Annotated in this window: 11 protein-coding genes; 4 read left to right on the forward strand and 7 right to left on the reverse strand. The window is 43.5% G+C overall.

Annotated elements, in window-relative coordinates:
* On the forward strand, window positions 1-892 hold an 892-nt coding region (locus A2517_RS03100; protein WP_294894023.1), incomplete at its 5' end, for a methyl-accepting chemotaxis protein.
* 76 nt (window positions 893-968) lie between these two features.
* On the opposite strand, the gene A2517_RS03105 is transcribed toward A2517_RS03100, so the two are convergent.
* From A2517_RS03105 to A2517_RS03125, 5 genes are all read right to left on the reverse strand, one after another.
* On the reverse strand, window positions 969-3233 hold the full coding sequence (locus tag A2517_RS03105) for a diguanylate cyclase (RefSeq protein WP_294894025.1): 2265 nt from the start codon (window positions 3231-3233) through the stop codon (window positions 969-971).
* A gap of 57 nt (window positions 3234-3290) precedes the next feature.
* On the reverse strand, window positions 3291-4589 hold the full coding sequence (locus A2517_RS03110; RefSeq protein WP_294894027.1) for a DEAD/DEAH box helicase: 1299 nt from the start codon (window positions 4587-4589) through the stop codon (window positions 3291-3293).
* A 216-nt stretch (window positions 4590-4805) separates the two neighbouring features.
* The gene (locus tag A2517_RS03115; protein ID WP_294894029.1) at window positions 4806-6350 is read right to left on the reverse strand and encodes an HD domain-containing phosphohydrolase; all 1545 of its coding nucleotides are present in this window, start codon (window positions 6348-6350) and stop codon (window positions 4806-4808) included.
* Complete coding sequence (locus tag A2517_RS03120; RefSeq protein ID WP_294894031.1) at window positions 6347-7114, reverse strand: MBL fold metallo-hydrolase; 768 nt, start codon at window positions 7112-7114, stop codon at window positions 6347-6349. Before A2517_RS03120 ends, A2517_RS03115 begins: the two co-directional genes overlap by 4 nt.
* Window positions 7104-8621, reverse strand: coding sequence for a response regulator (locus tag A2517_RS03125; protein WP_294894033.1), 1518 nt, complete (start codon window positions 8619-8621; stop codon window positions 7104-7106). Before A2517_RS03125 ends, A2517_RS03120 begins: the two co-directional genes overlap by 11 nt.
* Before the next feature lie 140 nt (window positions 8622-8761).
* Between A2517_RS03125 and A2517_RS03130 the strand changes: the two genes are divergently transcribed.
* Genes A2517_RS03130 through A2517_RS03140 form a run of 3 tightly spaced genes read left to right on the forward strand, consistent with a single transcriptional unit; the run spans window position 8762 to window position 11229 of the window.
* Window positions 8762-9493: a trans-aconitate 2-methyltransferase gene (locus A2517_RS03130; RefSeq protein ID WP_294894035.1), complete on the forward strand. Its 732-nt coding sequence runs from the start codon at window positions 8762-8764 to the stop codon at window positions 9491-9493.
* Window positions 9494-9514: 21 nt separating this feature from the next.
* Window positions 9515-10981 carry a flagellar hook-length control protein FliK gene (locus A2517_RS03135; RefSeq protein WP_294894037.1) on the forward strand — a complete coding sequence of 489 codons (1467 nt, stop codon included), beginning with the start codon at window positions 9515-9517 and terminating at the stop codon, window positions 10979-10981.
* On the forward strand, window positions 10978-11229 hold the full coding sequence (locus A2517_RS03140; RefSeq protein ID WP_294894040.1) for an EscU/YscU/HrcU family type III secretion system export apparatus switch protein: 252 nt from the start codon (window positions 10978-10980) through the stop codon (window positions 11227-11229). The genes A2517_RS03135 and A2517_RS03140 overlap by 4 nt, the downstream gene beginning before the upstream one ends.
* A 13-nt stretch (window positions 11230-11242) precedes the next feature.
* Here the strand turns inward: A2517_RS03140 and A2517_RS03145 are convergent, their stop codons facing one another.
* Together A2517_RS03145 and A2517_RS03150 are read right to left on the reverse strand one after the other, a co-directional pair.
* Entirely contained in the window at window positions 11243-12868 is a 1626-nt protein-coding gene (locus A2517_RS03145) for a methyl-accepting chemotaxis protein (RefSeq protein ID WP_294894042.1), read from the reverse strand.
* Between the two features lie 126 nt (window positions 12869-12994).
* Window positions 12995-13456: a YcgN family cysteine cluster protein gene (locus A2517_RS03150; protein WP_294894044.1), complete on the reverse strand. Its 462-nt coding sequence runs from the start codon at window positions 13454-13456 to the stop codon at window positions 12995-12997.
* Between the last annotated feature and the right edge of the window lie 234 nt (window positions 13457-13690).

Consider the following 13690-nt stretch of genomic DNA (forward strand, 5'->3'; position numbering starts at 1 on the left):
GGCACAAATGAGCCGAAAACTCAATGATTTAGTGAGTGTCTTACGTCAGGCATTTCAAGGAATTCGTTCCGCTTCAAGCGAAAACCTCTCTGTTTCGGCTGAACTCTCCGCTACAACCCTTGCTATCGGAAGAGCTGCAGAAGAAGAGGCAAAAATCGTTACCCAAACAACCGTAGAATCAGATCGTATGAAAGAGGCAATGAAATCTTCAGCGCTTGAAGCACAAAGTGTACGTGAAAAAGCGCTCAGCACACGTCAAAGCCTTCAAGAAGCGCAATCGGCACTTCACAACACGATCGAGCAGCTTTCGCTTACCGTGCAAATGGAAGGGGAGATCAATGATCGCCTCAACTCGCTCTCACAAGAGGCGTCACAGGTTAAACAAGTCCTTACCGTCATTGCCGATATTGCCGATCAAACCAATCTCCTCGCTCTTAATGCCGCTATCGAAGCGGCACGTGCGGGAGAGCACGGACGCGGCTTCGCCGTCGTTGCCGATGAAGTACGCAAACTCGCCGAGCGAACCCAAAAAAGCCTCGTAGAGACCAATGCAACGGTCAATGTCATCGTTCAATCGATCAATGATATCACCGATCAAATGAACCATAACACGAAACGAATTGAAACACTGGTAGAAGCCTCAGCTGAAGTCAGTGAGCATACCGAAACTGCTGTTGTAGCATTAGCCGATACCGTCAATGCTATTGAAAAGCTCTCGAATGACACACAAAATAATGCGACTACTACGGAATCGATTATCCATAAAATCGGTAATATTAATGAATTATCTACCTCTAATGCCCGAAGCGTTGAAGAGATTGCCGCAGCGGCAGAGCATCTCCATCAAATGACAGAGCAGCTTACCTCTCAGATTTCTGTATTTAGAACATAGCCTCTCGTCTGATTCCCCAATCTTTTGGGGAAAACTTCTTCTTTACTATCTTTTTCTTAACTTCTATGTAATGAAATTACACTCTTTGAGATGTTGAAACAACGCCGTTTCGGCCGTTTTCTTTTACTCTGTAGAGTGCGGCATCCACTCGTTTAACACACGAGTGAACCTCTTCGAATGGGATAAACTCTCCCACTCCGATACTGATGGTTACAAATCCAATTGAGGTAAATGGATACTCAGCTACACTTTTGCGAAGGTTCCATGCTACTCTTTCTGCTTCGTCCAAAGAGGTATGGGATAAAATAACAATAAATTCTTCCCCTCCCCATCGTCCGATAGTATCGGTTTGGCGCAATGATTTTCTCATCACCTCCGCCAATTTACGCAGCACATTATCTCCCTCTTGATGTCCCAATGTATCGTTGATATTCTTAAAAAAATCGACATCGATCATCATAATACAGCAACAATAATCCTTGTATCGGTTGACTTTATGCTGCTCTTCATTCAGTTGTTCATCGATTTTTTGACGATTATAAAGTCCTGTCAGTTTGTCGGTGGTAGAGAGTTGGAGTAAACGAGAGTTATACCGTTTTAAAAGTACATATCGCCATACAAAGGCAACCAATAAAAGAGAAATAACAAGTAGTATCTTTCCGATTAAAGGACGATCTAACCACGCTACATGCTCAATCGTTGATGTCCAGCGATTGTAACTTGTTTGCATGGTCAACTCATCCAACTCTACCACGAGTTTTTCAAAAATAGTATGCAGTAGCGGTTCGTCATTGCGTACACCAACATGCAATTCATCTTTTTCTTCGAGGCGGGATGAAACCTTCAGACTTCCGGTGTACTCTTTTTGAATATACGAAGAAGTGACGACAAGATTATCAACATAACCGTAAAGTTCGCCGTTTTCAACTTTATTCAACCCGTCACTAACCGATTCTACTTCAACAAACGTAAGAGTCGGATAGAGCCTTTTTAAACGCTCAAAAGTTGCATACCCTTTTACGACCCCTACTTTTTTCCCACTCAATTGATGGATACTTTCGGTAAACGGTTTTTCCATTGTCGTTACCATAACAAGCGGAACAGCTAAGTAGGTCGATGTAAATGAGAGATATTTTTCACGTTCAGGTGTTTTAGCCGCCAATGAGAGGATATCACACTGACGGTTTTGTGCACGCGAGAGTGATTCGTTCCACGTAGCCGTAGGTATCAGTTCGATAGGAATGCCGATTTTAGATTCAAAACTTTTCATAATGTCTGAAGCGATACCGATGTGTTTCCCCTCACGAATCGCCTCAAGCGGATACCATTCCGGGTCAACACACATCGTAATTTTTTTCTTTTGAAGAAGATATCTTTTTTCAGCGTCGCTCAGTTGAAATGCACTCTTGAGAATATCTTGAAATAAAAACTCTCCTAACTTCTGATCACTTTGAAGGATACCTGCATAAAGAAGTTGTTTAAAAAGGCGCTGGGTAAGTTCTCTGTTCGTTTCACCGATTTTATACAAATCGATCATCATCAACTTTTTGATCTCTTGTGCTTCATATTTAAGTGCATCATGAGATTTTTTTACCCCATATTTCCGTTTTAAAATATCAATGATCTCATCCGAGTGCTCTAGGGCATACTTCCAGCCCCGATTCGTGGCATCAATAAACTTTTGCCCGCGCTCTGAGTGTTCAACCGCTTCGTGATAAGAAGTGAAAAGATTTCCCGCATTCACGACAAAACCATACGCTTGCGGATCAATAATATTATAAGCAATTTTAAGCCGATCAAGCTCATACAGCTGGTTTGAGCGGTACGCACTCATCGCATCGACTTCACGATGGACAAAAGGGTCAATGCTGAAGGTTTGATTGACAAAACGGCTATTGTCGGAGGTTATATTAAAATGGGTGAGTAAAAGGGATAATGAACTGTGTTTAAATTCATTATTTGTCCCCATAATCGTCTTAGCGATCAAATCAGTGGGATTTTTTATCCCTTTTTGAGTGATTAAAACCAATGGAGAGTGTTGAAGATAGGTTGCCATAAGAACTATAGGCTGAATACGCCCTTTCTCGACAACGATACTGCTGTTATAAATACCGTAGGTAGATTTGCGGCGCAATACATCCGATACAACATCGATTCCGGCATGATATTCACGCAGTTCGACATCCAGCCCTGCTTCGCGATAATATCCTTTCTCTTTGGCAGCAATATATCCGGCATATTCAAATTGGTATTTCCAATCCAGCTGAACCGACACTCTCTCGAGATTAGCACCTAGAACAGCGCTAATAAATGCTAAAAAAAGGATAAAAAATCGTATCATCAAAGGCTTTCCATACAGTCTTTAAAATTGTACACTGTTTTATCGAAAAAATTTATCTTAATGACGTCGATCGTTATCACGTCGCTTTGGCTCGTGACGGCCGCTATCTCGTTTTTGAGTCGGCTTTCCGCCTCGATCGCCGCCGCCGTTTCCACCACGGTTTCCACCGCCGCCGCCTGCTCCGCCGCGACCGCGTTGAATCGGTTCGGCTTTGATAGATGGATCAGGCTCGTACCCTTCCACAATAGTGCTATCAAGCTTTTTATTGATCAGTTTTTCAATCCCGCGCAGGTAATCGGCTTCATCAACACACACAAGAGAGATCGCTTCCCCTTCGCATCCCGCACGTCCGGTTCTCCCGATACGATGGACATAATCCTCCGCGATATTAGGAAGCTCAAAGTTCACGACATGAGGAAGGGCATCAATATCGATACCGCGCGCCGCAATATCGGTCGCGACGAGAACTCTGACACTGCTGCATTTAAAATCGTTCAGCGCTTTGGTACGGGCAGCTTGGCTTTTATTACCATGGATTGCGGCTGCGGTGATACCGATCTTTTGAAGGTATTCGGTGAGTTTGTTCGCTCCGTGTTTGGTACAGGTAAATACGAGAACCTGTTCCCATTTGTTTTTACCGATCAACTCACCCAAAAGGGCACTTTTACGTTTACAGTCAACGAGGATAACGCTTTGTTTCACAAGCTCGCTGGAGGTATTGCGGCGTGCCACTTCAACCTCAGCAGGATTACGGAGCAACGTGCTTGCCAAGGTTTTGATATCGTCCGAATAGGTTGCGGAGAAGAGGAGATTTTGTCTCGCTTTCGGGAGAATCGTGATGACACGGCGGATATCACGGATGAATCCCATATCGAGCATTCTGTCCGCTTCATCAAGGATGAAAAATTCAACGGCACTCAAATCAACCGTCCCCTGCCCGACATGATCGAGTAAACGTCCCGGAGTGGCGATAAGGATATCGATTCCGTTACGTAACATCGTGATTTGGGGATTGATCCCTACTCCGCCGAAAATAACGGCACTTTTAAGGGGAAGATATTTGCCGTAAATTTTTACACTCTCGGCTACCTGTGCCGCAAGCTCACGCGTCGGGGTAAGGATAAGGGCACGAATTTTACGATGCGGTTTTGAGGTCTTTTTATCACTCAAAATTTGGAGCATCGGCAAGGTAAAGCCGGCTGTTTTACCGGTACCGGTCTGAGCTCCTGCAAGCATATCACGCCCTTCTAAAATAAAAGGGATGGCTTGTGCTTGAACCGGTGTAGGGGTAGTGTAGCCTTGATCAGAAATTGCTTTGAGCAACGACGCGTTTAGATTTAAATCGGTAAATGTCATAAAGGGGTTCCTTTGGTGGTTAGGCCCAACCAAAGTCGTAACTCAGGACGGTTTTAGGCGAGGGGAAAAATAGGATATGGAAAGTGCAATTAAGAGCAAGTTCGTAAGCAGTGCCAACCGTAGGCACAAATATTTAATCGTATTTTATCACACCTATACTACATTCCATCTTCAAACAATAAACTTCTTTTAATCACCGACTTTGAGCTCTTTACGCTATTGATTCCGCCGATGCCGTTCATCACGCATTCTTTGTTCCAAATCAGAAAGACTGATCACATTCTCGGTTGTAAGATCAAAATGAAAGTGAGAACATGTCAAACCGTTTTGAGTCAAAAGCTCCGATTTTTCATAGGTTCCTTCCGGAAACTCAAAAGATTCTTTTCCCAATATTACAAAATCATTCGCATGAAGCCGAAAAAAAGTAAGTCCCGGAAAACTTTCCCTTATCGCTTCTGCGACATCCGCTAAAAGTTTATTCCCCTTATCCCATCCATGGGCATCGTTATACTCTCTAAAATGGTGTAAAGAGACTACATTGATACATCGATACAAGTGGCTGTAACTGTTTTTCAAAAGGATGAGATCAAGATAGCGCTGGTTGTAAAATCCGGTTACCGGATCTTTATAAAAATAGGCGAACCGTTCCTCTTCGAGTGTGTTGGTAGGGAGTTGGGTGATTTGCTCCTGCACTTTTAGATGTTGCAATGCTTTGCGGGCATAAGGGACGATCTCCGGATCAAACTGAGCGCCGCTGAGCGATTCGATCTCCGCTAATGCTTCTTCCACATTTTTTCGACCTTTGTAGATTCGGCTGGTTGTCATCGCATCGAATGCATCGGCAATAATCATGATCTTGCCTAATTGATGAATTTCGGCGCCTCGGAGTTTTTGGGGATATCCCTCCCCGTCATAACGTTCATGATGACTTTTGATAATCGGCACGATACTATCGAACATCGGAATTTCACTCAGCATCTCAACTCCGACATTAACGTGTTCTTTGATCAACTCCCGCTCAAGAGAGTCCAAATGGCTAGGTTTAAGCAAAATACTGTCCGGAGTAGCAATTTTGCCGATATCGTGAAGCAGTCCGGCACGATAGATTAAATCACACTCTTCGGAAGAGTATTTCATTTCAACGGCTATTAATTTTGAATACTCTGCAACCCGCTGTGAATGTCCCGCCGTGTAACTGTCACGACTCTCTACCATCTTAATAAGCCCTAGAAGCGTTTTTTCGTAGTAGGCAATTTTTTCCTCTTCTAAAAGGGTGCAGGCCTTCACTTTCATATCGACCAAGGTTTCAAGATGGAGACGATACTCTTCGTTTTCACGTCCTTGCATGATTTTAGATACTGTTTTGTAGAGCACTTCGATAATTTGGGTATGTTGAACCGGTTTGAGGATATAGGCATCGATTCCTAATTTAATCGCCTCTAGCAAATATTCGCTTTCCGTGTACGCGGAGGTGATCATCATCTCTTGGAACGGATTGATTTTTTTGATCTCACCCAACATCTCGATTCCGGTCATTTTCGGCATCATAATATCGGTGATGACAATATCAAAGGTACCGTTTTTATAGGTTTCAAGCCCCTCAAAACCATCGGAACATACCACTATATGGGGGAAGATTTTTCCTAAATACTGTTTCATCTCCTCTCGCAAATTCATATCATCTTCAACGTACAAAATCGTAATATCTCTTCCTGTTTCACGGAGAAATTTAAGCTGATCAGAGGTACTCAACGAATTCATATTTTCAATCCATAAAGTTCAGAGCAGTGTTCTTCGCCCCCTTGAACCTCTTCAAACCATTCTAAAAATCGCTTAGCGTTTTCTCCATGAAAGAGCGATCCATGCTGCGGAGCGATAGTGGAAACGTCATACGCGCGTACACATTCGACCCACGCACGGCAAAAACGGTTCGACGCCATGTAGCGGCTGTGAAACCCCTCCAAAAACGGACGGTGTTCCTCAAAATCATCAACCCGCTTATTCAAGTTTTGGGGAGATGCGATTGCGGCACCGATATCACCCGAAAAGAGGATTTTTGAGCGGCTGTCGTAGAGGGAGAAATTTCCCGGCGAATGTAAAAAATGGGCAGGGATAAACTGCAAATAATCGCTCCCGAATTTTATCCTAGCTCCATGATCTTCCAACCCTATAATCCTATCCATATCCATCAAACCGAAATGGCCCATAAATCTCACCCACAACTGAGATATAACCAGTTTGGCAGAGGTGGCGATACTCCACTGATTGATCGCACCGGCAACATCGGGGTCTTGGTGGGAAAAAAAGATGTATTTGATTTTTTGCGGATCAATATGAACCGATACGGCGGCGTAGAGCTCGCCGAATATCCCTTCGCTTCCCGGATCGATCAAAACAGCACTCTCATTCTGGATTATCAAAAACTGATTGACCGACAGCGAGTAATCTTGATGATCTTCATCTTCAAGGCTGAACATAATACATTTGTGATTGCCGTCATTGTAAAGGAGTGTTTCATTTTTCATATTGGATTCCTTTAAACTCACGGATTAAGACCATTTGCCGTTTGGCGATGTAGTCGATAATATTTTTTTGTCCTTGAGAGCTTAAACTGAAAACAAAAACAACTTCGAAATGACGATTTCCTTCAATGATCCGAAGAACCTCTGCTTGTGTGTTGATAATGACCGGACGCACCCCAATCATAATAACAATATCCAAAACGACCAGATGTTTTATCGCAAATCCGGCAGGCAGGGAAGGAAATTGTATCCTGATACCTCGCAGTGAAACATCCAATATCTCCAAATCAGCATCAAATTTACGCCCTTCATACAAGACCGTTACCCGTATGTTTTCATCAGGGGTAACCCGTATCGTATCACGACGGGTCGGAGAAGTTTCGACCAGTCGATAGTGCTCAAATAAAACGCTTTGGTCATCAAAATCAATCCGTTTGATCCCATCTGCCATAATCGCCATCGGAAAAAGCTCTGAGGTAAGGTAAAATATATCTTCGTGCTGCATCGCCTTGAGCTGAACATAAGGGGCTTTGACGGTAACGCTTCTCTTTTCAATACTCACGACTAATCCGTCATTCGAAATACTCAGCCCTTTGTACAGGTTGTGTACTTTAATCTTCGCACCGCTTCGCATCGCCATCTCGAGTAACCCGCGCACCATTTTTTCATCTTTAGCCAACTCTTCGCGCTCTGTCGCATTGGTATCATAGAGTTTGAGAAGCCCCAATTCCGTCACATCATTCAATGAGAGGACGGCATACCCCTCTTTCTCGGGAACACTCTGAAACGTCAGGATAAAATGGTGTGATACCTCTTGCAAATCTTTGATCTTAACGTTAAACAATCTCCCCGGATGAGAGGAAATGTGTTTAAACCATTCCATCTCGTCGTGGTTGTAGACAAAACTTTTATGCTCTAGAAGAATCTCCCCAAAAGAGGCAAACTGTTTACGAAGCGTCTCGATGTTAGAAACACCGAAGAAATCGAGACAAGGCTGATTCGCAATGACCACATTACGCTCATGCAAGAGCAACACTAAATTATTTTGGTAGTTAAATACGGCATGAAGATTGATATTAAAAATTTTACGATGCAATGCTTCGGTGAGCGTTTGGGCACATCGGGTGAATGTTTCAATAAGATTGTCAATTTTAAGGGGTTTGATCAGATAATCGAAAATACCGATTTTGATCGAGCGGTGAAGCAATTCAAGCTCATTATGTGCCGTAGTGATAATAATAAGTACGTCATTGTCGATTTTATGTATCGCTTCACCCATACTCAATCCGTCCATTTTGGGCATATTGATATCGGTGATGACAATCTGGGGACGATAGAGTTTAAAGTATTCGAGCCCCTCTTCTCCATCATGCGCAGAATAGACGGTATCGAAAAACTTTTTAAATAAGGTAGTGGCTTGAGTGTTCAGCCCTTCATTATCTTCCACATAAAGAAGAGAATAAGAGTGCAAACTGGCGCGCACCTGTTTGAGCGCATTCGGATCAACCATTATTTTTATCCTTCAGAATATCGCATAGGGTAACAAAAAACATCTTAAAGGTCTCGTAAAGTATAAAATAATCAATACACTGTTTTTTACGTCATACTTTCTTGTACTAGATCCATTTTTCCATACAGAGGTAAAAAAGAGTGAGCACACCAAACCATTTCGATACTATAGCCGATGTTTTCAACCGTATCTGGTATTTTTCGGATGATTACAAAGATTTTGTCATCTCCCATATCCGTCATGATCTAGCCCTCACACACGATGATATTCTCGCCGATATCGGAGGGGGAACAGGGAGTTTTACGAGTCGTTTGGCAAATGAAGCACAGCTCTTACGTGCATACTGCGTTGAACCCTCCTCTGCGATGTGTGAAGAGGCGGCGAAACTGAGCAATGTGAGCGCACTCTGTTTTGATGCCCATTCGTTTTTAGCTTCCCATACCCCTTTTACAAAAATGCTCTTCAAAGAGGTCATTCACCATATCAAAGATCGTGATTTATTTTGGAAAACCGTGTATCAATCTCTACCTCATCATGGAAAAGTCCTTATTATTACCCGTCCTCAAACTATTGCTTTCCCCTTTTTTGAAGGGGCAAAAATCGAATTCGCACGTAATCAACCCTCCCAAAATCTCCTTGAAAATGAACTAAGAAAGGGAGGTTTTTCCCTCTCAACCTATCACCGAAGCCATACGTTTACAATAGCAAAACAAGATTGGTACACGATGCTTCGCCACCGTTTTATGTCCGATTTAGGCGCCTTCAGTGATAAAGAGATTGAAGAGGGGATAGTCGAAATCGAACACAATCATCCGGAAGAGAGTATTGACATTATCGATAATCTTATTTTTATCATCGCAACAAAAAAATAATTCTGTGTTATCATTTTTACTATGATACATTTATCCCCCGAAGCACGGCTAAGTATTATCCTCCCCAATACGAACAAAGCCTTTTCCGAGGCACTCAAAAATGCCACCCCCGAACAACTCGAAACGCTCAAAGAGGCCAAAGATATCAAATCTCTCCTCACCTCCGTTTTTCAGGATAAAACCACCGCTTCCAAATCGGATCACGTCCTTCTCGATCTGCTAAAAAACTCTACGGCATTTAAAACAATGGGAAGTTTCAGCGATACCCTTCAATCACTCGTAAACGACGTAAAAACCTCTTCCGAGCTAACGTCGAAAACCGCTCTGTTGGAAAATTTTCTCAAAAATGTGGTGACACTCGATGCCAACACTCTAAAAAGTCAAATTGCCTCCAGCGGTGTGTTCATGGAGTCCAAATTTGTTGCCGCTTTGCAAAAACTCCCTGACCTGATCCAGAACCTCGAGCAGCTCAAAACAGCTCTCTCTAAAATGCCGCAGAATGAGGCTAAAAGTATCCACGCTCACATCAGTGCCCTTTTAGATACGCCGAATTTCTCAAAAGCAAGCCAAAATCTTGACACGGCAACGCAACTGAGCGAGGGGATAAAAAGAATCTCTGAATCGCTTCAAAAACTCCTCTCCAAAAGCGATCCCCTCTACTCCAACGAGGTCGCAATTCTCGTCCAAAAACTGGATCAATCGAGTGTTATTCAAGAGTTAAAAACGACCCTTTCCCAGATTTACGGCTCCCTCCTCTCCAGCAACGCTCCGGATACCAATGCCCTCCTCGACTCGATCGAAAAACTCCTCAAAAATATGGGAAACACCCCCTCTGAAGATCTCAAAGCGTTTACCCATCAGCTCCAAAGTGCTATAACCCAAGGGGACACCTCTAAAGAACTCTCATCACTGCTGAGTAAGCTGAATGCGTTTACCAATCCCAAAGAGCTGGTTACCGAGACATTTCTGCAAGAGTCGATGGCAAATGATGTGAAATCGGCGCTCCTCACCCTCAAAGGGGACCTCACTCTCTCAAATGATCCCGCATCTTCGAAACTCTTGGAACAGACCGAAAAACTCCTAACCCAAATCGACTACCATCAGCTCCTCTCCCATCTGAGCTCCTCCAACTCCATCTATTTCCCTTTTGTGTGGGATCAGCTTCAAGAGGGGTCGTTGGCGTTTAAAAAAACAGCCGATAAAAAGTTTTACTGTGAAATCAATCTCGTACTGAAAGAGTACGGTGAACTCGATCTTATGATGGGGCTTTATGATGAGAATCAGCTCGAAATCCAAGCCCACACCGAGAAACCTGAGCTTAAAGCCCTTATCCACGAACATATCGCCGATTTGCGTACAATGCTGATAAAATCAGGTCTCACCCCTAGATCGATTCGAATTTTCGAGAGAAACGAATCCAAAACGCCGCTCAATGAGAGCTATGCTTCTTCGGAAGGGTCAGATTTGGGATTTGAGGTAAAAGTATGAAAAAAGCGGTGGCCATGCGCTATGACAGAGAGAAAGAGAACGCTCCCCGCGTCATCGCCAAAGGTAAAGGCGAGAGTGCGGAGAATATCATTAAAATCGCACAGCTCCACAACCTTCCCATCCATAAAGACGAGGATTTGGTGGAGCTGCTCAGCAAAGTGGAACTAGACCGCGAGGTTCCCGAAAAACTCTATCTCGCGGTGGCTGAAGTGTTTAGCTTCATCTATAAGATCACGAATCAGCGATAAATATATTTTAGTTTTATGCGTGGAAACGTCCGATATTTTGATTCAATCCATCCGCTACGTTAAAGAGATGCTCAGCCGTTGTTGCGATCTCTTCGACACTTCGTGCATTTGCACGGGAGAGATCGTTCATCGCCGCAAGTCTTTGTGAAATCCCTTCAACCTCTTTAGTGTTACTATCCGCATCCACGACCAATTTTTTAATCGCTACGCTCGTTTGATTGACAACACCCGACGTCTGCTCAATTCTCTCACCGACCAGCTGTGATTTTTCTCCGAGTTTTTCAATACTTTTGGCATTTTGCTCCATTTGTACCGATGCCTCTTCGATAGCGGAGACGATGAGGGAGATCGTTACATCGGTTTGGGTGAGACTCCCCTGTGTCCGCTCGGCAAGCTTTCGTACCTCATCCGCAACAACGGCAAAACCACGGCCATGTTCCCCTGCCCGCGCCGCTTCGATTGCCGCATTCAGCGCCAATAAGTTTGTCTGATCGGCAATATCACCGATAACGGAGAGAACCTCTCGAATTTGGCGTGCATTGTTCGTCAGCTCGTGAATTTTCACTGCAAAAGCGGCTTCCACTTCTACACTGTGATGAATCATCTCGATCATCGACATCAATTCATCACGCGATATTCGGAGCATTTCACTGGCTTCAACAACCTCTTTGCACGTTACTTCATTATCCCGTTTCGCGAGAGCTAAATGGGCAATAATCTGTTCCGTACTTCGGTAAATTGCATCCATCTGACTCGCTCCATCCTCCATACGTCGCCCGATCGCAATCGATGTTTGGGATAATTCCGTCGCCACTGATGCATTCTCATTCGACGCTTGTTTTGCATTTTGAACCATGGTTTGAATCGTTGCGATAAACGAGTTGATCGATCCTGCCGCTTGTGCAGGTTCATCCGCTCCGCTAATCGCTAAACGCTTAGTCAAATCCCCATTGCCGCTGGCAAGTTCTTCTGCCATAGATTCCATCATCGAGAGTTTATTTCCTATAGAGCGTTGTATCCCTATCAGAAACGCCACTACTATCACGATTAAGAGGAGAATACCTATCCCTTTTTTAATCACTACATTTAAAAACTCATTATCAACGTCATCAACATAGACTCCGCTTCCGACGATCCATCCCCACGCAGGAAATACACGTACGTACGTCAGCTTCGGCAACGGAGTTTCGCTATCGGGCTTAGGCCACATATAGGTTACATACCCCGCTTTCTCCTCTTTAGCTACCTTGGCAAATTCAACGAAAAGGTGTTTCCCCTCCGGATCTTTCATGTAGGAGAGATCGGTATTGTCCAATTCAGGTTTAATAGGATGCATAATCCCCTGAACCTTATCGTTCAAAATAAAAAAATACTCTTTCTCGTTATAACGAAGACTTTTAATGTGTTCCTTTGCCGTATCTTGAGCTTTTTCTAAGCTCATACGCCCTTCACTCACTTCATTTTGATAATACGAGAGGAGAGAACTTACCGTGTCAATCTGAGTTGTAAGCATCGTCTTTTTGGCATCCATCAACTCTTGTTTTGTTGATATAAACGAATCAATCGCGACCAACAATAAAGCCAAAGAAACCAACAGTGAAACCAACATTAATTTTGTTTTAATCGTTATATTATCCATCACCACACCCCTTTTCTAGGAAATACCACATTTATTATATATGCGAATTATAGAACCTGAATATAGCATGAGTATAGCAATACTGATAAAACTATTTAATTAATCGTCAATAAGTATAATTTATTTTTAGATTGAATTAATATTATCCTCTTCGACAATGTAATCTTCCAAATCGATCATCTCGTTATCCAATATGGGGTCCAGTGCATGTATCCCATAGGGACGTACGGAATGGCGATCTTTCGTAATCAGCGGATGCCAAGCGGGGAGCGGTTTACCGTGATGACGTAAGCGATATGCGCATGTATCGGGGAGCCAGTCGTACTCATCTACCCGCTCAATACTTAACCCCATACACCCATCTTCCCGATCAAAGCGGTTGGCATAGTCACTGCATTGCCCCCCCTCAATATCGTAACAATGGCACGCAACACGTGTCAAATAAATAGGGGCATTATCGTCATCTTCATCCTGAAGACGATTCAGACAGCATAGTCCGCATCCGTCACATAAGGCTTCCCACTCCTGTGGAGTTAATTCTTCGAGTGTTTTCGTTTCCCAAAATGGGGCTGTTTCTTGTTGTTTCATAGTAGAAAAATAGCATATTTGGGATTAAAATCGCCCATTTGGAGCGTTATTTGGATATGATGAGCAAAATATAAAGGATAATTTATGGATAGTACCGAACAAACATTAGCAGAACAGTTACGAGAGAGCGCAGACTCAATCGGAGGAAAAAACTTTTTCCTCACCCTCGCTGAGACGATCCGCTCTACTCGTGAGGGTATTATCGTCGGTGAAAAAAAACAGATCAACTACTCC

Origin of the sequence: Sulfuricurvum sp. RIFOXYD12_FULL_44_77 (assembly GCF_001830725.1) — a bacterium.
GTDB lineage: Bacteria > Campylobacterota > Campylobacteria > Campylobacterales > Sulfurimonadaceae > Sulfuricurvum > Sulfuricurvum kujiense_A.

Bases quoted from the DNA above. Each gene is read 5' to 3' on its own strand.
- A2517_RS03105 (WP_294894025.1), bottom strand. From the start codon at position 3,233: ATGATACGATTTTTTATCCTTTTTTTAGCATTTATTAGCGCTGTTCTA.
- A2517_RS03110 (WP_294894027.1), bottom strand. From the start codon at position 4,589: ATGACATTTACCGATTTAAATCTAAACGCGTCGTTGCTCAAAGCAATT.
- A2517_RS03115 (WP_294894029.1), bottom strand. From the start codon at position 6,350: ATGAATTCGTTGAGTACCTCTGATCAGCTTAAATTTCTCCGTGAAACA.
- A2517_RS03120 (WP_294894031.1), bottom strand. From the start codon at position 7,114: ATGAAAAATGAAACACTCCTTTACAATGACGGCAATCACAAATGTATT.
- A2517_RS03125 (WP_294894033.1), bottom strand. From the start codon at position 8,621: ATGGTTGATCCGAATGCGCTCAAACAGGTGCGCGCCAGTTTGCACTCT.
- A2517_RS03135 (WP_294894037.1), top strand. From the start codon at position 9,515: ATGATACATTTATCCCCCGAAGCACGGCTAAGTATTATCCTCCCCAAT.
- A2517_RS03140 (WP_294894040.1), top strand. From the start codon at position 10,978: ATGAAAAAAGCGGTGGCCATGCGCTATGACAGAGAGAAAGAGAACGCT.
- A2517_RS03145 (WP_294894042.1), bottom strand. From the start codon at position 12,868: ATGGATAATATAACGATTAAAACAAAATTAATGTTGGTTTCACTGTTG.
- A2517_RS03150 (WP_294894044.1), bottom strand. From the start codon at position 13,456: ATGAAACAACAAGAAACAGCCCCATTTTGGGAAACGAAAACACTCGAA.